The organism is Streptomyces sp. NPDC020299, assembly GCF_044387825.1.
Taxonomy (GTDB): Bacteria; Actinomycetota; Actinomycetes; order Streptomycetales; family Streptomycetaceae; genus Streptomyces.
Window position 1 is genome coordinate 1 of the sequence record NZ_JBIRWL010000038.1, and the last position, 21,002, is coordinate 21,002.

Below are 21,002 nucleotides of genomic sequence, written 5' to 3' on the forward strand. Positions count from 1 at the left end.
TCACTGGGTGATCAAGCACCCAACCCCAACCAATACACCTGCACAGTCCCAGCTCACAGCCCCGCCCACTACGCAGAAAAACTGGTCCCTGACACTCGCCGGCCGATGAACCTGCACAGCACCCGAGCACCCGGCGAGCTGCTCGCTTGCCGGGTGTGTTAGTTGCCCAGCCTGCTGAAGACCCAGCGGAGCACTTCCTGGTCCGGGTGGTCTCGGCCTGTTCGTTCAAGTGCGGTCATCGTGTGGGCGGTGAGCCGGGCCCAGTTGCGGAAGTTGCCGTGTGCCGCGTGGCGGTCGGCGAAGGCGATGTCCGCGGGATCGGTTCTCGCCCAGATCGGATGGCAGAGCGGGATGACCTGCTGAACTTCCACCAGGCTGAGCTTGGTGACGTGCTGCCAGATGAAGATGCGGGAGCAGAGCATCGGCTCCTTCCGCAACACACTGTGCGCGCCTTCACCACCGGCGAAGATGATCGCGATCTGCGTGTACGGGTTATCCCAGGCGAACCGGAAGTACTCGAATGTCTTTCGATTGAGCCACTGAGCTTCGTCCACGACCAGCGTACGCGGCTGGGCTGCGAGGGAGTCCAGAAGCAGCCGGTCGAACTCGGATGGGTGACGAGGGGGTTCGCCTGGCAGACCGAGCGTGGCGAAGAGTTCGTGGCGCACCGCGCGGGCGGTGGGGCGGGCACGGAAGGTGATCCGGCAGACCTCCTCTCCCCGGGTGCGCTCGAGCTCGCGCAAGCAGACGTTGACGGCGAGGGTCTTGCCGACACCGGCGGGACCGTGGAGGCACATCATCGCCCTGGCCTGGACTGTGTCGGCGATGTTCTCCCTTGCGGCCAGGAGCGCGCGAGTCGTGACGACTGCGGCGTCGGGAAGCTGGGTGTAGTGGTCAGTCTCCCGTGGCGGCAGCTGGCTGGTCACCGCGTCTCCTTTGGAACGCGGGAGCGTCGGACGCCTGCGGAGCGCGGGGAGGTGGGGGTGTTCCAGTCCTCGGGCGGTGGCGCGGGAGGGATCAGGTCGGGCAGAGCGAGGGTAGCCATGTCGCTGTGGGCTGCGGCTTCGAGCTCGTGGTTGGCTTCGGCTGCCGTCACGGCGCCCAGGCGCTGCGGGGCGGTGGGGGTGGTGGCAGGGGCGAAACGCTGCCGGCGCATGGCCTGAGCCTTCTTGGCTTCCTCCCGCAGGCGGCGCGCCCGTGCGGTGCGAGTCCGGCGCAGGGCATCGAGTTGCTCGGGGGTGGCGGCGTCGGCGAGGTGGGCGGAGCCGAGGTGGCGCCCGGCAGGGTCGAAGACCTCGATCTCATGGTCGTGATGGGGCATGTACCGGATGCGGACACTGCGGCCGGCCTGGCCGGCCATCCAGGCACCGACGTAGTCACGGCCGCGCCAGCGCACCCCGTGGCTGGTCAGCTTCCGCGTCCGGCCGTCGTCCTCCAGCATCAGAGCCCACAGAGCGGCCTCGGGGATGTCGGAGAGCGGTGTGGGATCCGCCTGCCATGCCTCGATGGGGGTCTGGCCGGTCAGGCCGTCAGGGCGGTGCTCGGTGTTCCACCACGTCGTCCAGGCCAGGACCTCGGCGGTGAACTCCGTGAAGGTCAGGGGCGGGGCCGCATCACAGTCAGCGAGCTCCTGCTCCTTCTTGGCGCGCCGGGGCGAGGGAGTGACGGTGTAGCCGGGCAGGGCGGCGAAGAGCATGCGGTCGGCCGACCGGTTGAGGTTCTCCACCGTGCCCTTCAGATGCGGACTGTAGGCGGGCAGGTCATCGACCTCGGCGCCGAGGGTCCCGAACACGCCCAGGACCGTCCTGGACAGGAAGTCCTTGCCGCGGTCGATGCGCACCGCTTCCGGGATGCCGCCCGCCGACCCGTACGGGCCACTGCGCAGGATGGCGGCGCGCAGCGCGGCCAGGATCGAGGCCCTGGACGGTTGACCGGGTGTGACAGCTGTGCCGGTGATCGTCCTGGTCGCGACATCGATGAACCACGTCACCCACGGGCGCACCAGATCCCCGTCAGCGTCCACCAGGAGCGGCGCCTGGACATGGTCTGCTTCCCAGGTGTGGTTCCGCCACAGCCGGGGCCGTTTACCGAACACGTCATGGGCCCGGGCCGCCTCCGGACCGATGGCAAGGGCGGCGCGTTCCCCGGCGGTCAGGTCACGGCGCACCGCGCGCAGGAACGTCGACAACGACGGCACCGGATCCAGCACCGGCACCGCCTCCGTCGGTGCCCCGCCCGGAACAGCGACGGCAGGCTCCCCTGCCGCGGCCCGGGCACGGGCCATCAGCTGCCGGTGGACCGCGGACGCGTTCCCCCGCCAGTACGCCAGCAGCACCCGCACCTCAGCCGTAATCTCGAACCGATCGCCCGACCTGGCACCCGGGTGAGCCGTCGCACCGGGATCGGCTGCGGCCTGCGCGAGCCACCGCCACACCGTCCGCTCCGACACCCCCAGGCACTCCCCCGCCAGCCGCACATGCCCCCGCGAGAGGCGCCCCTGCCCCCGCAACCGAAGCAGCTGCGAAACCGCGGGCCCACGCAGCGCGGCCAGCCCGGGCCCCTCCAGCACCGGCAAGGACCCGTCAGGCCATGCCGGGGCGGCTGCCTCGGAAGGATTGATCATGAAACCGGCCCCCGCATCTGAATCCGCTCCCTGTCCGCGCCGCACCGCGATCCGGTCACGGGTAAGGGCCCAGCCGTGCGCAGGCCTGCTCGATCAAGGAACGGTCCACCAGGGGGCTCTTCTGGCGCCTGACCGGGGCATAGACGTGAGAAGTGATCTTCGCCCACGTGCGGAAGTTCCCACGGGCCACTGCCGAGTCCGCCCACACCACATCCGCCGGGTCGGCCGTCTCCCACACCTCGTGGAACAGGCGCAGCGTCTCGACCAGCCGGGCCTGTTCCAGGGCCGGGGCCTGATGCCAGGTCAGCACCCGTGACCGCAGCGCCGGCGCCCGGGCGATCACCCGCTCCGCGCCCGCCCCGCACAGCACCAGTGCCGCAGCCGTGCCCGGCTCGTCCCACAACAGCCGCAGATAGTCCAGCAGCGGAGGAGACAGGCGCTGCGCGTCATCGAGGAACAACACCCCGGGTTGCCGCAGCGCCTGTGCCAGCGCGCTGTCCGCCGCATTTGACCGGTGTGCCAGCAATCCCGGCGGCAGCCCAACCGCCTCCAGCAGCGAGGAACGCACCTGAGGCAAACCGGGCCTCACTCCGACCACCGCCCGCCATACCGGCACCCTGGACGGCAGCAGATGCAGCGCCTGCTGCACCGCCACCGTCTTCCCCAACCCCGTATCACCGAACACACAAACGATCCCCCGCGCCGCGACCGTATGCCCGACCGCCTCCACCACCGAAGCCACCGCAGCCGTCGACACCACACGCGCCCCCGGCACGAACAACCGCACCCCACTGCGACCCGTACCGACTCCTTCGCCATCCGGGTCGACAACCGGCTGAACCGCTCCGTCCTCAACGCCGTCCAAAACCGGCGGACCCCCAGCCGAACGCGTCAGCCGAAGGTCAGCCAGCACCTGGTCGTAGCGATCCGCGACGACCCGGCCCCGCGCCGGCCGCGCAACCTCCAACACCCGCCCCGCCAGCAGATCCCGGCGCACCACACGCTGAAGCGTCGAGGCCGACGGGACTCGCGTCACACCCCACTGCCCCAGCGAACCCTCAGCCCGCGCCTGCTCCAGCCTGCGGTACAACGCCGAGACGTTCCCGCCCTCCTCCGCCAGCACCGCCCACAGCTCGTCGCTCACCGCGAACCCGCCCGGCTGCGACCGCGCCTCGATCTGCCCCGCACGCCCCTCCGCCAGCCAGCGCCACACCGTCCGCTCCGACACCCCAGCCAGCTCAGCCGCCACCCTCACATGCAACCGCGACACCGACCCGGACTCGTCCACCACCAGCAGACGCCGAACCACCGCGCCACGCCCCGCACCCGCAGCGAGCGGCACTTCCCCATCAGGTACACCACGCCCGAGCCCAGCAGCCATACACGCCAGCCCACCCCAGCCCCGTCACCGCACACACAGGAACTTCCAATCCCATGACAGCCACCCAGTCCCCGTGCTACCGGCAAATGACACCCACGCGGTCACCCCATGACAGCCACTAGGAAACGAAAAACCACGCTCTACCAGGCCAGAAAACTGTCACTCACCAATGACACCCAACCACCGCCACCACACCCCCAACTCACACGCGGGGTGCGCAGCTCGCCGGACGGGCCACGCTCGTCGACTGCGGCCCCCTCCCCGCCCGCCGCGGCAAACGCGAACCGTTCCACGACGTCATCACCGACATCGAGAACGCCCTCGACCTCACCCACCACAAACCCGGCACCCTTCCAGCCCACGCCCCCTACCTCCACCAGCGCACCGCCGGCCGCATCGGATCCCTCACCCGCCTCATCCGCCAAGCAGCCATCACCGCAATCACCGACGGCACCGAACGCATCACGAAAGCAGCCCTCGACGCCGTACCACTCGACCACCTCGCCGAACAACACAGACGCCCCACACGCAGCCGCTAACCCCACCCCCCGAACAGGCAAAAAGCCCTGACCAGCGAAAACACTAACCGAGTCTTTACGCGCTGGAACTACCCACAACCCACCCCGCCACGCTCCACACACAACACATAAGCCCAGCTCACACACCCCGCCCACCCCGACCTCACCGCCCACCCGGCCTCTCAGCACACCCACAACACCCCAGGCCAGCAAGCACGCGGTACACCAACTAACCCCCCTCCGAGCGTCATGAGCAGTACCCGCCAGACCACGGCTTCTAATGTTCGAGGGTGATCACTGCCCCAGCGGTCGATCTGCTGCCCGCAGACATCCACGAGCTTCTGGGCGAGGAGTTCCACGCGCTGGTGATCCCGGTCTCTGACCGTGTTTTCGATGCGGAAGAACACGGAGGTCGTCCGCATCAACACGTCCAGCCATGCCTCCTCACCGCCTGCTGCCGGGATGAGGCGTGCGGCCTGCTCGGCGTACCCACGCGCGCGTCCCCAGTTTCCGAGGCGGGCCTCGATGGAGCCGAGTTGGGCGAGTGTGTACGCCCGCTCCAGCTCTGTATGCGCTGCAACTTGCGCAGCCGTCAGGGCCTCACGGGCCTCGTCCTCGGCCCCGCCTTCGGCGAGCACGGTGGCGATTCTGTTATGCACGACGCACTGATGTTCCGGAGGAACCAAGCCTCCCTTTACCCACTGGCCGATCACGCCCAGCGTGCGCGCGTAATCCGGTCCCCCTGCCCTGCCCAGCTCACGCAACAGGGCAACAGGGCAACAGGGCAACAAAGTATGACATATCACACGCGGCAGTCGGAGTGTTCAGGAGGTTCGTGTCTTCGGTGAGGCGGAGAACCTCCTCCCGAAGCGGCGCCAGGGCTTCCTGGTCGCCTCTCACCGCTTTTTCGGCGACATTGATCCTGCGCTGCCACCGCATGGTGGAGGTTTCAGTCATCACCGTCACCTCCCAGCGCGCCATCGCCTAGTTGCCGCAGCGTGCGACGCCGCTGCTCCTGAGCCTCCGCCGATGTGATGAGCCCCGCCTCCTCCCACCGTCGCAGCGATCTGAGCACGACATCGGCCTCCCGTGTCGCACGCTGTGCCGCCGCTTCCTCTGCGGCTTCCGAGGACTCCTGGCTTGCAGCACGCTGCGGCTCGGGGGCGCGACCCCCGTTGCGCAGCCAGTCGATGCTGAAGTGGGGGAAAAGATCCATTGCGTGCCGCACCGACGCTGCGACCAAAACATTGCTTCCCGTAGTCGGGTCCTCACGGCTGAATTGTTGTTCCATGAGGATCCCAACTACCGGGCGTTCTTCGCGTTCGAAGGGATCGGATCGCCCAGCCTTTACGGGATCGGTGTCTACCGGACTGCCGGAGTACCCCGAGTAGTCACCGAGTAATTGGTCAACTGTCAGTTGAATCCCTTTGAACTCGCCACCCTCTGCGCTGCGGTAGTCGATCGGTGCATGCGTCACACGACCGCTCAGTTGGGTGTTCTCACCCGGCGGACAATACGTACCGCTCCACCTCACCTGCGGTCGCGGCCAGTCCGTCGGCGGTGCAAGTGGCAGATCGAATGCATGTGCGCCCTCGATGGCTATAAGGGCGAGGTCGACCTCTTTGACTGAGTCGCACAACCGACCGCTCATGACCTGTCCATCGGCCAGTTCGACTTCCAACCGGGCATCCTCCGAGGACACCTGACGGAGGCAATGCATGGCTGTGAGCACGAAGACCCGAGTCACGAAGAAGCCGGCGCCCAGATGCCTGCCGTTCTCGCGGATCCGCACCCAGTAGTGCCAGTCGGTCATGGCGCGTCTACGGCCCGTTCCACGGTGAGTGTCACTTCGAAGGAGGCTTCCGCCGACGCCTTCGAAAGGATCACTCCGGCTTCGGCCGCCAACGTGATCCCGAAGACAACCTCCAAGCTGGTGACTGACCAGCCGTGCCGCTGTGGAACCTGAGCCAGTGAATCCTGCGCGATTGTCGAAGCCTGGACAATCGCTTCTTGCAGTTCGTCAGAGCAGTCGGCCAAAGACGCAGACTGCCGTGTGCGGCTGCCGATCTGCCGAGCTCCATGCCCGTTGAGTTCTACGGTTTCAACACGCACCACAGGTGCGTCGTTTGCCGGATCATCCCCCACAGTGGCGCCCTCTCGCACGGCCGGACTGATGGCTCAGCGTAGCCCTGAGTGCGTCTGTGCAGGAGTGGAAGGGCGAGGTTACCCAGGCGTCAGCTGGATCACAGAACCCGGGTCGCAGCATAATCGCCACAATGCTCCACGCACGCCGATACGACGGGTGGCGACGGTCATGCCGTCCTGGAGGATGCCGTGGCGGGCGGCAATGTCGCCGGGTACGGCATCGCCGCGTGGCGGGCTTGGTGGAAAAGACGTTCACGGTGGGGGAGCTCCTCGCCCTGGCCGCCGAAGCCGTTGGCGGGGCGGATTACCACCTGGTCGCGGTCCAGCTGCCGGTCAGCCTGGTGATGATGAAGCCGATTTCGCAGCCGGGGCCCGCTTCCGGCTGCCGCCGCACGGGGCTGCGGGTGATGGCGCCCGCGCCGCTGCACGGCGGCGAGCTGTGCCAACTGAAACGCGTCGCCATCCTGTAGGCCGCGACCACGCGGTGAACTGGTCCCGATGACGACGCCGACACCAAGCACGTGCCCGACGTTTTCATTACATGCGGCAGCGGCACCCGTTGGGGGGACCGCCGGTCCAAGACCTTCCCCTCCATGCCACACCCTCGCTACACTCCCCACCACCAGGCCGTTGACCAAGAGAAATACAGAAATCCGGCTGGAGTACTAGGGCGCTACACGCAATCATTTGGCGAACGCAGCCATCGCGAACCGTCATCATGCTCATTGATCACTGAGCTTCTTCAAAAGACACCGGGCCGTAGCCACGCGGTATGACAAGTTGGCGGTCCGCTACGAGGCGACCGTCCTTGCCGCGGCCAAACGAGCGGCTGTGACCAGCACATTCGATCCACGGCTAATTGGGGAGTGACCCGTCGGCGAGCTGGTTGCTGCGGTCGATCTCCGGCATGTGCGTCTCGGCCCAGACCCGTAGGGCGGAGAGCGGTCCTTCGAGGGACAGACCGAGCTCGGTGAGCCGGTAGTGGACGGCGGGCGGCACGGTGGGTTCCACGCGGCGCGCGACCAGACCATCGCGGACCAGGCTGTGCAGGGTGACGGACAGCATCTTCTGTGAGATGCCCGGGATACGGCGCCGCAGTTCCGCGAAACGGAGCTCACCCGGAGCCTCCTCGGCCAGCACCTTGACCGCCATCGACGTCCACTTGGTGCCGATACGGTCGAGCAACTGGCGGGTCGGGCAGCGCGGATCCAGCAGGTCTCCGCGCTCACCGGGTCGCTGGTCACGTCCGCCGGGCCTCGACGTGGTCACCTGGGGCTCACCACCTGAAGGGAAAGTGCCGTCTTGGGCAGACCAGGGTAGTTCCCTAGCGTGACCTAGTCACCACCACTCACCAAGCACCTGGAGTCCCTCCATGCCCGAGCTGCGACGCGTCCTCGCCAACGGTGTCGAACTGAACGTCGCCCTCTCCGGATCGGGCCCGGCCGTCCTGCTGCTGCACGGCTTCCCGCACACCTGGGAGCTGTGGACGGACGTCATGGCCGATCTGTCCGGCCGCTACCGCGTCATCGCGCCGGACCTGCGCGGGTTCGGCGCGAGCAGCCGGGCCGCCTTAGGGTACGACGCGGGCACCCTGGCCGAGGACGCCGCGGCGCTTCTCACCACGCTCGGCGTGTCCTCGGCCGCGGCGGTGGGCATCGACGCGGGCACCGCGCCGGCCTTCCTCCTCGCCCTGCGCCGCCCTGGTCTCATCCGGCGCCTGGTCGTCATGGAGTCCCTTCTGGGCAGGCTGCCTGGCGCCGAGGACTTCCTCGCCGACGGGCCGCCGTGGTGGTTCGGCTTCCACTCCGCCGCGCCCAGCCTTGCCGAGACCGTGTTGGAGGGCCACGAGGCCGCCTACGTCGACTGGTTTCTGAGCGCCGGCACGCTCGGCGACGGTGTGCGCCCCGCCCTCCGGGACGCGTTCGTCCGCGCATACACCGGCCGCCAGGCGTTGAGCTGCGCGTTCTCGTACTACCGGGCCCTGCCCGAGAGCGCGGTACAGATCGAGCAGGCGGTCGCCACTGCCCGCCTGACGGTGCCGACGATGGCGCTGGGCGCCCGGCCCGTCGGCGCTGCGCTGGCACGCCAACTCCGCCCGGTCACCGACGATCTCACCGGACACGTCATCGAAGACTGCGGCCACATCATCCCGCTGCACCGGCCGCACGCCCTGCTCACGCTGCTGCATCCGTTCCTGGCCGGTGGGGACGCGAAAGCAGCGTGACCGGGGTGGGGCTGACATTCGATACACGCACCCGCACTCGCAGGAGACCGAGCCGTTCGCGTCCCGACCAGGCGTACTTCGCGACGGCCGCCTTTCGGGAGCGACCGAGCGCCTGCACGAGTACTGGTAACGACGGCTATGGAACGTGCGGAATGCTTCGGAAGAGCCTCGGCCAGGGTCCGTGACCTGTCGGCTTCAGGGTGTCTCCTGGAGAGGCAGGCTGCTGGCGCTGCCAGGGACCCAAGCGCCCTTGGGTACCGATCTTCACGAGTTCGTCGTAGAGCTGAGCCAGGGCTTCGGAGCGTTGGTCGGCGGTAGGGCGGCCAGGCGGTCGACGGCGTGTAGGACCTCGTAGGCGACGAGGCGGGGACCATGGCCGGCGTTGGTCCGGGACGAGGAGCGGTCACGCTGCTTTCGGGGGCTGGGCCAGGTTGCCATTGCCGACGTCCTGCTGGGCGCGGTGCCGGGGCCGTTCACGGGTCCTGCGGCGGGGTGCTGGTGGGGAGGTGCAGGAGGAAGTGGGCGCCCTGGGGGCTCGGGGCGATGGCGAGTGTGCCGCGGTGCGTGATGGCGATGCGTTGGGCGATGGCGAGCCCGAGCCCCGCGCCGCCGTCGTCCCGGGCGCGGGCGTCGTCGAGGCGGCTGAAGCGTTCGAAGATCCTCTGGTGATGTTTCCGGCGGGATGCCCGGGATGTCGTCAAGGATCTCCAGGACGGCTTGCCGGTGCTCGGCGTCGCAGGTGAGACGGGCCGTGACGGTGGCGGAGGCGTGGCGTTCGGCGTTGTCGAGGAGGTTGCCGAGTACGCGGGCCAGGAGTGCGTGGTGGCCGTATACGGGGATCGGTTCGGGGTGGATGTGAGTGGTCAGGGTGAGGTGGGACGGAAGCCTCCTGCGGCCTGTCTCGGCGCGGACGAGGTCGGTCAGGTCGAGTGGCGGGCCCGGAGGCGGGTCGGCGTCTCCGGCGTCGAGCCGGGCGAGGAGCAGCAGGTCGGTGGTGAGGGCCTGCAGGCGCAGGGTGTCGTCGTGGGCGGCGCGGACGACACGGGGCCAGTCAGCGGTGTCTGGCCGGTGGAGGGCGAGTTCGAGTTCGGTTCGCAGGCAGGCGAGCGGCGTCCGCAGTTCGTGGGAGGCGTTGGCGGTGAACTGGCGTTGCCGGTCGACGGAGTTCTGGAGGCGGTCGAGGGTGGTGTTCATGGTGTCGGCGAGCCGGGAGATCTCGCGTCCGGAGCGTGGCACGGAGACGCGCTGGTCGAGATGGCGAGCGCTGAGCTCCGCGAAGTCGGCGCGGATGGCCTCCACAGAGCGCAGCACCCGTCCGCCCACCAGCCAGGTGCCGCCTGTGACGAGGAGCGTCACCCCGACGGTGCCCGCGCCCAACTGCCATACGACAGCGTTGAGACGGGCCTGCTCCGGGCGCAGCGAGTGGATGTAAAAGATCCAGAGATGGTCGGGTATCGTGCCGCCCCGTCGTGGCATGACCTGTCACATGCGGCGGAGGGGAACCGAATCTCGGGCCGGGTCATTCCACGGCTGCAGAGACAGTTTTCCATCGCCGACGAGGTTGCCGTTGCAGTGATCCGTTCTGCGGGACGAGCATGACCGCCATGGAGCGGCCGAGGCAGATCATCGAGTGTGGAGACTTCGCCTTGCGACGCTGGCGGGGGCAGAACGACTTCGAGCCGGTGTTCAGGTTGATCGAGGAGTCTCTGGACCACCTGCGCCCATGGATGCCGTGGGTCGCCCGTCACAGCGAGGAGAAGACTCGCGGCTTCCTCGCGAGGTCTGACGCGATGTGGGACAGCGGTGACGCGTTCAACTACGCCATCGCCAGGGACAGCACGCTCATCGGCATGTGTTCGACCCGCCGCGGGGCCGAACCTCAGGGCTGGTGCATGGGGTACTGGCTGCACCCTGCCGCCACCGGCCAGGGCATCGCCACGAGAGCGACGGCAGCCATGATGGCAGAGGCATTCACCCTGCCGAACGTGGCGTACCTGGAAATCACGCACGACCTGGCCAACGTCTCCAGCGGCGCCATACCGCGCCGACTGGGTTTCACCGAAGTCCGTCGTGAGCAGGTAACGCCGCCCGCTGCCCCCTCAGACTCCGGCATCGACGTGGTCTGGCGGCTGAACCACCCCACGCCGCCCGTTAGCGACATTCCCTGTCCCTGAACTTAACCGCCCCGACGGACTTAATTTCTTCACGTCCGTACCAAACGAGACGACCTCCAAGTCGGTTTCGGCATACATCAGTTCATCGTCTGACAGGACGTCTGTGCGAGGATGCGGGTGTGATTGGCTATGTGGTGGCTTTCCTGCTCGGCCTGGGAATCGGCGGGCTGTACCCACTGTGGCGTCGCCGCGTCGCTGAAAGCGCACTTTCTGGCGGGGAGCGGGAAGCGCACCAGGACGTTCCGGTGACGGTGGGGCTGCCCGCCGCGGTGGAGGAGTCGGTGACCTCCTTCGGGGAGGAGGCGGCTGCCCTGGAGTTCGAGATCAACGGGCCGGACACCACGCCCGCCGTGCTGCGGGAGTACCGGGCGGTGCTGGCGGCGTACGACCGGGCGAGTGCGGCCCGTAGCGAGCCCGACGCGCTGACCGCTCTGCGCGACGGACGCGCCGCCCTGATCCGTCTCGACGCCCGTCGGCACGGCAGGCCCGTCCCCATCGACGCCCTCATGCCGGTCGCCCCCGACCGCCCGCGGCCGGCGGTCGCCGGCACCGGCGAACGGCATGTGATGACCGGCGAGGGCGACGGAAGAACCGAATTCCTCATCGACCGGCCCGAGCCCGGCCACCCCGCCCTCTTGGAGGTCGACGCCACGGACGAAGGCTACTTCTCCGTGACTGCAGTGACCCGCACGGAGGACCGGACAGACACGGACCAGGACCCGCTCTGTGTCGACGACGCGTACCACGGCCGCCGCTACCTGGATGGGGACCGCACCCATCTGCGCGTCGACAGCAGCTACAGCTCTCCCGGCCGCCGCTGGTCGATCCGCGTCCTTCCGCTGTCGGCCGCGACCGTGCTCGCCCCCGAACACCCCGGCCACGGCGACGACGTCCTGCGCCACACCGGTGGCCCGGCGCTGCTCACCGTCCAGTTCCAGACCGACCGCGGCTGGGAGGTGCGCTACGTGTGCCCGTGCGGAGGGGACGGCCCCCGCTGCGACTGCCCCCCGCCCGCATGGCCCGAGGACACGCCCGGTGAGGACTATCCCATCGTGTACGGCATAGGCGACGGGCGTTGTACGCTCCGGATGCCCCGCCCCGGCTTCGTGATCGTCCACGAGGGCGCTGGTGCCGGTTCCTGGTACCTGACCACCCAGCCGGTGGAGACACCCGCGCCCGGCCCCGAGTTCCGCTCTTGATCTGCGCACCGCGCAGATCGCGCGGTGCGTGGGCGGCATCGGCCGGTGATCACTAGCACTGCCGGAACTCCGAACTCCGCGGCGGCACGGGCGCCGTGGGAGCTGTGCTGGGACGGTGTGTTCGGTTTTGAACGACAGGCCCCGGATTCGGTCGACGGCTCCGGGGACTCATCGGTGATCTACGGGCAGCGCTCCCCATACTTGACCACGCCCAGCGTGACTGGCGGCCCGTGAACAAGCTCCAGCGGGTGCGCGGGCTCCAGCTTCCGCCGGAGCTATTCGCGGATGTGTCGGAGAAGCTGGTGGCGGCCTGGCGGGCGCGGGCGGCGAAGGAGTATCCCTCGGACCTGCGGGCGGCGGCCGGGCCGGTGCGGTACACGCTGCTGTCGACGCTGTGCCATGTCCGGGAGACCGAGATCACCGCCTCGCTGGTCGAGCTGTTCATCCAGCTCGTGCAGAAGATCAACACGCGCGCGGAGAAGAAGGTCGAGAGCGAGTTCAACAAGGAGATGAAACGAGTTCGTGGCAAGGAGGGCATCCTGCTGCGGCTGGTGGAGGCGGCGGTCGCGGAGCCGGGCGGCACGGTCCGCAAGGTGATCTATCCCGTGGCCGGTGAGTCCACGCTGAAGGCGCTGGCGGCGGAGGCCGCAGCGAACGAGGCGCGTTACCGGGCCCGGGTGCGTACGGTGCTGCGCTCGTCGTACTCCAACCACTGGCGGCGGATGCTCTCGCCGCTGCTGAACGCGCTGGAGCTGAAGTGCAACAACACCGCCTACCGGCCGGTGATGGACGCCATCGACCTGCTCAAGCGGTACCTGGACCAGCCCATCGCCAAGGAGGGCGCGTTCTTCGACGAGGCGGAGAAGATCCCGCTGGGCGGGGTGGTCCGCGAGGAGTGGCGCAAGGCGGTGGTGGACGAGCGGGGCCGGGTCGAGCGCATTCCGTACGAGCTGTGCGTGCTCGTGGCGCTGCGGGACGCGCTGCGGCGGCGGGAGGTCTGGGTGCCGGGCGCGAACCGGTGGCGGAATCCGGAGGACGATCTGCCGCCGGACTTCGAGGACAACCGGGATGTGCACTACGACGCGATCCGCCAGCCGCAGGACGCGGAGAAGTTCATCGAGGCCCTTCAGAAGCGGCTGCGCGAGGCCCTGACCCGCTTCGACACCGCGCTGGAGCTTGGCACCACGGGCGGGGTGGACATCGTCAGGAAGCACGGCGAGCCGTGGATCAAGGCTCGCCGCTGGGCAAGCAGGAGGAGCCGGAGAACCTCGTCGCCCTGAAGGCGGAGATCGAACGCCGCTGGGGCACCATCGACCTGATCGACATCCTCAAGGAGGCCGAGTTCGCCATCGGCTTCACCGGCGAGTTCACCTCGGTCGCCAATCGAGGGCGTGCTGCGGCCCTGCACGGACGTGGAGATCGACCGGCAGTACACCGACACGCACGGCGCCTCCATCGTCGGGTTCGCCTTCGCCCACATAATCGGCTTCAACCTGCTCCCGAGGCTGAAGAACGTCGGCTCGGCGCGGCTGTACCGGCCGGCGGCCGGGGAGGACGAGAAGTGGCCGAACCTGGCGCCGGTGCTGTCGGCCAAGACGATCGACTGGGACCTGATCCGCCAGCAGTACGACCAGATCGTGAAGTACACCACCGCCCTGCGCTTGGGCACCGCCGAGGCCGAGCAGGTCCTGCGTCGCTTCACCCGCGGCGGGCCGAAGCATCCGACGTACCGGGCGATCAAGGAACTCGGGCGGGCGGTGCGTACGGCGTTCATCTGCGGCTACCTCGCCGACGCGGCGCTGCGGCGCGAGATCAACGACGGGCTCCAGGTCGTGGAGAACTGGAACTCTGCCAACCACGACCTGTTCTACGGCAAGGATGGTGACCTGACCGGCTCCGACAAGGAGTCCCAGGAGGTCTCGATGCTCGCCCTGCACCTGCTCCAGTCGGCGCTGGTGTACGTCAACACACTGCTTCTCCAGGACATCCTGAGCGAGGAGAAGTGGCAGAAGCGACTCACCGACGCCGACCGGCGGGCTCTGTCCCCGCTGTTCTGGACCCACGTGAACCCCTACGGCCGGTTCGAGCTGGACATGAACTCCCACCTCGACCTCGCCGCCGCAGCGGTCACGCTACCCGGCCCCCGAGGCCCGTCCGAGGCGGAAACCGCCCGATCGGCGGCGGACGGTGCGGCCGGGTCGGCACCCTGAAGACCCGTACCCCCGGCGTCGCCAGCGGGCGACTGGGGACTCGCGAGGGCATGGCCGTCGCCAGTTCTCGCCGAACGATTTCCCGTCTCTCGTGCGACGGCATACCAGGGCCGCCGCGATGCGCAGTTATTTGACCGATCGTTCTAGATAGGTTTATGGTCTTCGACGTGGCCAGGACCAAGGAATTCGATCCGGACGCCGCGCTGCAGTCGGCCCTTGAGCTGTTCTGGCGGCGCGGCTACGAAGCGACGTCATTGACGGATCTCGTCGAGCACCTCGGCATCGGCCGCGCCAGCATCTACGCGACCTTTGGCAGCAAGCACGAGCTGTACCTGAAAGCCATGGACCGGTACGCCGAGACGCGCGACCCGGCTCTCCTTGCCGAGTTGTCCCAGCCAGGCCCCGCGCTGCCTGCGGTGCGGGCGGTAGTGCGCCGCTTCGCTGCAGAGGCCATCTCCCCGGAGGGCCGGCTGAACGGCTGTTTCGTCACCAATACCGCGGCTGAGTTGGCGCCGCACGACCCTGCAGCGGCCCGCAGGGTCGAGATCAGCTGGGAGCACGTCGAGACCCTGCTGCACTCCGCGCTCGTACGGGCCCAGGCTCAGGGCGAGCTGCCCGAGAACCGCGATCCGCGTGCGCTGGCCCGCATGCTGCTCGTCCTGCTGCAGGGGGTACGGGTCGTCGGCAAGGCGTCGATCGATCCCGACCGGGTACGGGACGCGGCCGAACAGGCCCTAGCCCTGTTGGGCTGACTCACATCTACCGAATCCACCGGGCCCGCTTCCGCATACCCAAATAATGAACCGATCGGTCAAATATCGGGGAGGAAGGCATGACCGCCACGGGCGCTGCCCGCGTCGCCACTATGCAGCAGCGATGCGCCTTCGTCCTCCTCGGTGGCGTCCAGACCACACTGATCTTCACGCTCGCTGCGCTCGCCATACCGCTGCCCCTCATAGGGCGCGAATTCGACCTGGGGCGCGCAGACTTGATCCTGCTCAGCGCTGCATACGGACTGGCCTTCGCCGGGCTGCTGCTCTTTGGCGGACGCCTCGCGGACCGCTATGGCGGGCGGCGTGCTCTCACCGCGGGCCTGGCCCTCTTTGCCGCCGCCTCGGCCGCCTCCCCGCTCTCCCCAGGCATGAGGACATTGCTTGCAGCGCGCTTTGCGCAGGGCGTGGGGGCGGCTCTGATCGCGCCCGCTGCCATGGCCGTGCTGCGCGCCGTATTCCCCTCCCCACTCGCGTACGGCAGGGCGATGGCCACCTGGGGCGGCCTCTCGGTACTCGGCGCGACCGCGGGTAATCTGCTTTCCGGCGTCATCTCAGCGCTGCTGTCCTGGCGTTGGACCTTCGCTGTACCCCTCGTGGTGGCCCTCGCAGCCCTCGTCCTCACGCCCCGGCTGCTGCCGGACACCGCGCCGAGCCGGGGCAGGACTCTCGACCTGGCGGGTGCTCTGCTCGCCACGGCCGGGATCACCCTCGCCAGTTACGGGCTCATCGTCACCGATACCCGCCCCTGGTCGTCGGTCGGCGTGTTCGTGCCGCTGCTCTGCGGGGCCGCGCTGCTGGCCGCGTTCTGGTACGCCGAGCGCCGCGCCCGCGACCCGCTGCTGCCGCCCGGCTTCCTGCGCGACCGGCGGCGGATCCTCGCTCTCGCGGCGATCGCGCTCAGCGCTTGCGGAACCGCTATGGCCTTCGTGGTCCTCTCGCTCCACCTCCAGCAGGCGCGCGACTGGTCACAGCTGCAGACCTCGGCGGCGTTCGTACCGTTCGCTGTTGCGCTGATCGCCTCGGGCCGGGCGGCAGGACCGCTCATCGGCCGGTACGGGGCCCGAACCGTCACAGCGGCCGGGCTCGCCACCGGCGCGGCCGGGCTCGCCCTCCTCGCGCTCACCGGGATCGACGCACACAGCTCATACGGGTATGGCCTGCTGCCGGGCCTCGTGTTGCTGCCGGCCGGCACAGCGGCCTCCTTCGCGGGAGCCGCCGTGCTCGCCACCGAAGGCGTGCCGCAGCGGCAGACCGGGCTCGCGGGCGGCGTACTGAACACCGCGATGGAATTCGGCCCGGCCGTCCTGTTCGCGATTCTGCTCACGCTCGGCAGCGATGCCTCGTCCCTGGCCGCAACAGGGGCCGCTCTCGCCGCCGTCGCCTTTCTGAACCACCGCACCAAGTAATCCATCACTCAAGGGAGCCACCGCAATGAACCGCTTCACCGGCAAGACCGTCTTCGTCACCGGCGCAGGCTCCGGCCTCGGCCGCGCAATCGCGCTCGCCTTCGCCGCCGAGGGCGCATCCGTGGTTGCCGCGGGACGCACCGCGGCCTCCCTGGACGAGACGGTCGGTCTCATCGAGGCCACCGGCGGCACGGCCACCGCCGTCACCGCCGATGTCACCGACTCCAGCCAGCTTCAGAACCTCGTACGCGAGAGCGTTACCCGCTTCGGTGGACTGGACATCGCGGTCAACAACGCCGGAATACTCCGCGGCACTGTACCGGTCGGTGAGGTGAGCGAGGAGGACTGGGACGCGGTACTGCGAACCAATGTCACCGGTGTCTGGCTGGCCATGAAGCACGAGATCGCGCACATGAAGGGAAACGGTGGCGGCGCCATCGTCAATATCTCCTCCAACCTGGGCGCACACCTGCGCATCCCGAACCTTGCTGCGTACATCACCTCAAAGGCAGCGGTCTCCGCGCTCACCCGCGCCGCCGCTCTCGACTACATCCACCAGGGGATCCGCATCAACGCGGTCAGCCCCGGCGCCTCCGCTGCCCCCATGTCGCTGCGGCCCGGTGAGACCGAGGCCGACCGTGCCGAGCGAGTGAAGACACAAAACCCGCTCGGCCGGGTCGCGGAAGCCGAAGAAGTAGCGGCCGCGGTGCTCTATCTCGCCTCACCCGCAGCCGGCGCGGTGGTCGGCGCCGACCTGGTCATCGACAGTGGATCCTCGGCCTGACGGTTCGTAGGCTTCGGCGTCACCCTTTCCCAGCAAGGAACTCGTCGCGGCAGCGAACGACTGGCTGGCCCGAGTCCGGTCGGAGGACGCGGTGGTGCCGGTCGCGATGTGGCGCGGTTGTGGTCGGTCAAGCGCGGCGCCTACCGCAACCAGCCCCTCGGCGGCACGCACGACGCGGTCGCCGAGGGCGGGGCTCCTTAATGCGAAGTTCGAAGAGATGGCCGCGACACCGTCGACCGCCTCGTGGTGATCTTCCCCGACCACAGGAAAGGGGCAGAGCCGCACGCCCCGTGACTCTCACAAACGGTCCTTTGCGCGAGCAAGATCAATCACGGGGTGCCGGTGTCGGTTTCCGAAGTCGCGTGCACAGCTGAGCTGGTGATTCTCTGTCGCGTGCAGGGAACTGCGAACGCGCCGGACGGGCCGAACTTTCCTGCGTTACGGTCGAGTTGTCCGTAGTCGCGTGCGTGACGGAGGCATCCGGATGGCAGAGGAGCCGGTGGCCGAGCGCGGGGTGCTGACCGCGCCGACCCAGATGTGGGAGACCGCGGTGCGGCAGGCCGAGGTGATCGGGCCGCTCGCGGTGAAGGACACAGTGGGGCTGGCCGAGGCGGATGAGGCCGCCGAGCGGCTGGGGGTCTCCCGGCGTCAGGTGTATGTCCTGCTTGGGCGGTGGCGCGCCGGTGAGGGGGGGTGTCGGACCTGCTGCCTGGCCGTTCCAGCGGAGGCCGCGGCGGCGGGCGCCTGTCTGGTGAGGTCGAGACGATCGTCCAGGAAGCGCTACGCACCCGGTACCGTGCCCCGAAGCCCATCCGTCTCGTCCAATGAGCGATGCTGCCACCAAGGCGCGACAGACAACAGTCCTCTTTCCCGGACGAGATGCTCAGGGTCGCAGTCACCGCGAGATCTGGGGCCATCCGGATATGCGGGCGCCATCGTGTGGGGCAGCTTCGACGTGCGCTCGGGGTGGGCGGCGCCCCCTGTGCGCCAGTGCCTCAATGAGCGGATGGATGACTCGCCTCACTTGAACGCCTCCCCCGCGAACGGTACGAGTCGGTCGATGCTCAGAGGCGATTCACTGAAGGACGCAGGTGCGGCAGGGGGTTGGTGAGGACGGCCGTGCTGACCGGCACCCCGAACACGGCCACGCCGTGGCACGGACGAGTGAGATCGTCGCCTGAAAAGCGGCGTCCGTGGCTATGACTGGACCGTTCCCTCTTGAGCGTGAGGAGCAGTCCGGTGGAGTTGTCGTGGGCAGATCCGCGCCACGCCCGTTGTCCAGGTCCCCGTAGTTGGGCCCAGGGCACATCGTCCAGGCCTGCCAAAGGTCGCTCGTCACGGCAACCGATCCTGGCACAGACGAGTTCGACTCCGGCATTCCGCTGCGGCCGCGCCCGACGTCGTGAAGACTGAGTGAAGTTCCTGTGCGGCGAGCAGTGTTGCCCACGGGAACTTTCCGTGCGCGACGTGACACAGCACCACCACAGTGCCATTCCGAAGAAGTCCACGAGACGAGGAATTCGCGTCATGAGCATCGGCATCAGAGCCCTGCGGTCCGCGGGCGCCGCCACCATCACCCTGGCCACCGTTTGTACCCTCACGCTGGCCACGGCCGGCAGCGCGTCGGCCGACACCGGCCCGACGGCCAACGCGGCCGCCGACCTGCCCCTCCCGCCCGGCGCCACCTCGAGCTACCCCGCCGCAATCAACGACAACGGGGTGATCGTCGGCTACACCGACGGTCCCAACAACCAGATGTCTCCGACCCGTTGGAACCCGGACCTCAGCCCCACGACACTCCCGCTGCTGCCCGGGGACCCGATGGGCTATGTCGAGGCCGTCAGCGACGACGGCACCGCCGCCGGCTGGTCGGGGAGCCACACGGTGCGCTGGGCGCCCGACGGCACGGTCACCCAACTGCAGCCGCTGCCCGGCGACACCTGGACCGTCTTCCGCGCGATGAGCCGCACCGGTATCGCGGTGGGAGAGTCCGCGCTCGGCGGGACCTACCACGCAGCGAAGTGGCGCCCGGACGGACAGGCCGTCCAGCTCGCTCCGCTCAAGGGTGACACCCTCACCTTCGCCCTCTCGGTCAACAGCTCGGGCGCGGTCGCCGGTGTGTCTTTCTCGGACTACAACGCCTATCACCCCGTGAAGTGGAACCCGGACGGCACTCCCGTCCCGCTCGACCCGACCTCGGCCTACTCCACCGCATGGGTCGTCCAGATCAACGACGCTGGCACCGTGCTCGCGCGGGGGGCCGTGCCGACCGGTGGCACGAGGAACCAGTCCCGCTCCGTGACCTGGGGCGCCAACGGCACCGTCACGGACCTGGGCCCGCACTCCAACGCGAACGCCATCAACGCTTCGGGCACCGTCGTCGGTTGGCAGCTCGGAGCGGACAACATCGACTACACCGCCACGAGTTGGAGCCCCGACGGCACCGCCACGGCGATCGGCTCCGCGTACGAGTACACCACGGCCGTCGCCGTCAACGACGTCGGTGTCTCCGTCGGGTACACCGGGGTCAAGGTCCCGTCCGATCAGCACCGCTTCGCCCTCCGCTACGAGGCCGACGGGAGCCTGACCGAACTGAACGTGACACCGGACGGCAGCAACTCCTACGCCACGTCCATCAACAACGCTGGCGTGGCCGTCGGCGTCCGGATCACCTTCCCGACACCGGGAAGCTCCACGCGCACCGCGGTGATCTGGCGGCCGTAGCCCCTCCCACCCGTCCGCCACGCGGGTCGGACCCCGGGCAGTTCGCCACCTACCGGGGCAGAGGGCCCGCCGCCCCGAAGTAGCCGCCGATCGGGCCGTCCGGCCCCGACTGGGCCATCCGCACGATGATTTCGGCACCCTCCTCGACGGTCTGCGTGTCCTCGATCGAGTGCGCGTCGTTGGCCTGGGTGTCCGCCAGGTCCAGCGTGGCGCCGTCCACGGCGACCAGGTGCCAGCGCCGGTACCAGGCGCCCGCCGTCTCGGGCACGGCCAGCGGGTACGTCGCCAACTTCTTCGGCGGCTCGGTGACGCCGGTCAGGCTGTAGCCGGCACCCGAGGAGCCATCCCGTCCGGAGGCCAGGGATCGGGCGGCGAGTAACCGATCCGTACAGGTCGTGATCGGTCTCACGCCGGACAACGGCAGGCCACCGGCATCGGATTCGATGTGATGAGGAGATAGGGATGAGTGTCGCGAGAGTTTCCGACGAGGGTTTCCTGGTCGCTGACAACGGGATGACGCTGTACACGTTCGACAAGGACAGGCCCGGCACCAGCGCGTGTACCGGCCTGTGCGCGGACATGTGGCCGCCGTACAAGGCAAGCGCGACTGACGCCCCGGAAGGCCGCTACTCGCTGGTGAAGCGCGACGACGGCACGCCGCAGTGGTGCTACAACGGCAAGCCGCTGTACTTCTTCTCCAAGGACGTCAATCCAGGGGACAAGAACAGCGACAACTACAACGGTCTCTGGCACGTGGTCACGCCGTAGGCGCCCGCGCGCCCCGGGGCTGTGCGCTCTGGCCAGCGGCCGGGGGTCTGGTTTTGCTAGCCCCCCGTCAGCA

18 protein-coding genes and 4 pseudogenes are annotated in these 21,002 nt (G+C 68.6%); 12 read left to right on the forward strand and 10 right to left on the reverse strand.

Annotated elements, in window-relative coordinates; genetic code table 11:
• Positions 1–158 precede the first annotated feature (158 nt).
• The 3 genes from ACH45E_RS45210 to ACH45E_RS45220 are packed head-to-tail and all read right to left on the reverse strand — an operon-like array spanning position 159 to position 3,872.
• Positions 159–926, reverse strand: a complete 768-nt coding sequence (locus tag ACH45E_RS45210) for an ATP-binding protein (protein WP_361457468.1) — start codon at positions 924–926, stop codon at positions 159–161.
• Positions 923–2,623, reverse strand: a complete 1,701-nt coding sequence (locus ACH45E_RS45215) for a Mu transposase C-terminal domain-containing protein (RefSeq protein ID WP_399042867.1) — start codon at positions 2,621–2,623, stop codon at positions 923–925. Before ACH45E_RS45215 ends, ACH45E_RS45210 begins: the two co-directional genes overlap by 4 nt.
• Positions 2,624–2,678: 55 nt before the next feature.
• Complete coding sequence (locus tag ACH45E_RS45220; RefSeq protein WP_361457474.1) at positions 2,679–3,872, reverse strand: ATP-binding protein; 1,194 nt, start codon at positions 3,870–3,872, stop codon at positions 2,679–2,681.
• A 338-nt stretch (positions 3,873–4,210) separates the two neighbouring features.
• Between ACH45E_RS45220 and ACH45E_RS45225 the strand changes: the two are divergent.
• Positions 4,211–4,543: pseudogene (locus tag ACH45E_RS45225) on the forward strand (ATP/GTP-binding protein); the annotation flags it as partial.
• A 161-nt stretch (positions 4,544–4,704) separates the two neighbouring features.
• Here the strand turns inward: ACH45E_RS45225 and ACH45E_RS45230 are convergent.
• The 3 genes from ACH45E_RS45230 to ACH45E_RS45240 all read right to left on the reverse strand — a co-directional run bounded on the left by ACH45E_RS45230 (position 4,705) and on the right by ACH45E_RS45240 (position 6,667).
• Positions 4,705–5,286, reverse strand: a complete 582-nt coding sequence (locus tag ACH45E_RS45230) for a hypothetical protein (protein ID WP_361457477.1) — start codon at positions 5,284–5,286, stop codon at positions 4,705–4,707.
• A gap of 185 nt (positions 5,287–5,471) precedes the next feature.
• Positions 5,472–6,335, reverse strand: coding sequence for a serine protease (locus tag ACH45E_RS45235; protein WP_361457480.1), 864 nt, complete (start codon positions 6,333–6,335; stop codon positions 5,472–5,474).
• Positions 6,332–6,667, reverse strand: a complete 336-nt coding sequence (locus ACH45E_RS45240; RefSeq protein ID WP_361457483.1) for a CU044_2847 family protein — start codon at positions 6,665–6,667, stop codon at positions 6,332–6,334. The genes ACH45E_RS45235 and ACH45E_RS45240 overlap by 4 nt, the downstream gene beginning before the upstream one ends.
• A gap of 227 nt (positions 6,668–6,894) precedes the next feature.
• On the opposite strand from ACH45E_RS45240, the gene ACH45E_RS45245 reads away from it, so the two are divergent.
• Complete coding sequence (locus tag ACH45E_RS45245; RefSeq protein ID WP_361457486.1) at positions 6,895–7,137, forward strand: hypothetical protein; 243 nt, start codon at positions 6,895–6,897, stop codon at positions 7,135–7,137.
• A 385-nt stretch (positions 7,138–7,522) separates the two neighbouring features.
• On the opposite strand, the gene ACH45E_RS45250 is transcribed toward ACH45E_RS45245, so the two are convergent.
• Complete coding sequence (locus ACH45E_RS45250; RefSeq protein ID WP_361457489.1) at positions 7,523–7,936, reverse strand: helix-turn-helix domain-containing protein; 414 nt, start codon at positions 7,934–7,936, stop codon at positions 7,523–7,525.
• Positions 7,937–8,039: 103 nt separating this feature from the next.
• Here ACH45E_RS45250 and ACH45E_RS45255 point away from each other — a divergent pair, with 103 nt between their 5' ends.
• On the forward strand, positions 8,040–8,891 hold the full coding sequence (locus ACH45E_RS45255) for an alpha/beta hydrolase (RefSeq protein WP_361457492.1): 852 nt from the start codon (positions 8,040–8,042) through the stop codon (positions 8,889–8,891).
• 31 nt (positions 8,892–8,922) lie between these two features.
• On the opposite strand, the pseudogene ACH45E_RS45260 reads toward ACH45E_RS45255, so the two are convergent.
• Both ACH45E_RS45260 and ACH45E_RS45265 read right to left on the reverse strand, forming a co-directional pair.
• Positions 8,923–9,015 (reverse strand): annotated as a pseudogene (locus ACH45E_RS45260) (Ku protein); the annotation flags it as partial.
• 349 nt (positions 9,016–9,364) lie between these two features.
• Positions 9,365–10,367, reverse strand: a pseudogene (locus ACH45E_RS45265) (sensor histidine kinase).
• 119 nt (positions 10,368–10,486) lie between these two features.
• Here ACH45E_RS45265 and ACH45E_RS45270 point away from each other — a divergent pair.
• From ACH45E_RS45270 to ACH45E_RS45305, 8 genes are all read left to right on the forward strand, one after another.
• Positions 10,487–11,065, forward strand: a complete 579-nt coding sequence (locus ACH45E_RS45270) for a GNAT family N-acetyltransferase (RefSeq protein ID WP_361457495.1) — start codon at positions 10,487–10,489, stop codon at positions 11,063–11,065.
• 245 nt (positions 11,066–11,310) lie between these two features.
• Positions 11,311–12,264 carry a hypothetical protein gene (locus tag ACH45E_RS45275; RefSeq protein ID WP_361457498.1) on the forward strand — a complete coding sequence of 318 codons (954 nt, stop codon included), beginning with the start codon at positions 11,311–11,313 and terminating at the stop codon, positions 12,262–12,264.
• A gap of 230 nt (positions 12,265–12,494) precedes the next feature.
• Positions 12,495–13,544, forward strand: coding sequence for a hypothetical protein (locus ACH45E_RS45280; protein WP_361457501.1), 1,050 nt, complete (start codon positions 12,495–12,497; stop codon positions 13,542–13,544).
• Between the two features lie 111 nt (positions 13,545–13,655).
• Positions 13,656–14,474, forward strand: a complete 819-nt coding sequence (locus ACH45E_RS45285; protein ID WP_361457504.1) for a Tn3 family transposase — start codon at positions 13,656–13,658, stop codon at positions 14,472–14,474.
• 167 nt (positions 14,475–14,641) lie between these two features.
• Complete coding sequence (locus tag ACH45E_RS45290) at positions 14,642–15,226, forward strand: TetR/AcrR family transcriptional regulator (RefSeq protein ID WP_361457507.1); 585 nt, start codon at positions 14,642–14,644, stop codon at positions 15,224–15,226.
• Positions 15,227–15,306: 80 nt separating this feature from the next.
• Positions 15,307–16,653 (forward strand): MFS transporter, encoded by a 1,347-nt coding sequence (locus ACH45E_RS45295; protein ID WP_361457510.1) that lies wholly within the window; start codon positions 15,307–15,309, stop codon positions 16,651–16,653.
• Between the two features lie 25 nt (positions 16,654–16,678).
• The gene (locus ACH45E_RS45300; RefSeq protein WP_361457513.1) at positions 16,679–17,437 is read left to right on the forward strand and encodes an SDR family oxidoreductase; all 759 of its coding nucleotides are present in this window, start codon (positions 16,679–16,681) and stop codon (positions 17,435–17,437) included.
• A 1,527-nt stretch (positions 17,438–18,964) separates the two neighbouring features.
• Positions 18,965–20,161, forward strand: a complete 1,197-nt coding sequence (locus ACH45E_RS45305) for a hypothetical protein (protein ID WP_361457516.1) — start codon at positions 18,965–18,967, stop codon at positions 20,159–20,161.
• A gap of 49 nt (positions 20,162–20,210) precedes the next feature.
• Here the strand turns inward: ACH45E_RS45305 and ACH45E_RS45310 are convergent.
• Positions 20,211–20,315, reverse strand: a pseudogene (locus ACH45E_RS45310) (short-chain dehydrogenase); the annotation flags it as partial.
• Between the two features lie 308 nt (positions 20,316–20,623).
• On the opposite strand from ACH45E_RS45310, the gene ACH45E_RS45315 reads away from it, so the two are divergent.
• On the forward strand, positions 20,624–20,929 hold the full coding sequence (locus tag ACH45E_RS45315) for a hypothetical protein (RefSeq protein WP_361457519.1): 306 nt from the start codon (positions 20,624–20,626) through the stop codon (positions 20,927–20,929).
• The last annotated feature ends 73 nt before the right edge of the window (positions 20,930–21,002 follow it).

What these genes read in the sequence shown, in the direction of transcription:
- ACH45E_RS45215 (WP_399042867.1), bottom strand. Translation starts at nt 2,623, where the DNA reads ATGATCAATCCTTCCGAGGCAGCCGCCCCGGCATGGCCTGACGGGTCC.
- ACH45E_RS45235 (WP_361457480.1), bottom strand. Translation starts at nt 6,335, where the DNA reads ATGACCGACTGGCACTACTGGGTGCGGATCCGCGAGAACGGCAGGCAT.
- ACH45E_RS45255 (WP_361457492.1), top strand. Translation starts at nt 8,040, where the DNA reads ATGCCCGAGCTGCGACGCGTCCTCGCCAACGGTGTCGAACTGAACGTC.
- ACH45E_RS45270 (WP_361457495.1), top strand. Translation starts at nt 10,487, where the DNA reads ATGACCGCCATGGAGCGGCCGAGGCAGATCATCGAGTGTGGAGACTTC.
- ACH45E_RS45295 (WP_361457510.1), top strand. Translation starts at nt 15,307, where the DNA reads ATGACCGCCACGGGCGCTGCCCGCGTCGCCACTATGCAGCAGCGATGC.
- ACH45E_RS45300 (WP_361457513.1), top strand. Translation starts at nt 16,679, where the DNA reads ATGAACCGCTTCACCGGCAAGACCGTCTTCGTCACCGGCGCAGGCTCC.
- ACH45E_RS45305 (WP_361457516.1), top strand. Translation starts at nt 18,965, where the DNA reads ATGAGCATCGGCATCAGAGCCCTGCGGTCCGCGGGCGCCGCCACCATC.
- ACH45E_RS45315 (WP_361457519.1), top strand. Translation starts at nt 20,624, where the DNA reads ATGAGTGTCGCGAGAGTTTCCGACGAGGGTTTCCTGGTCGCTGACAAC.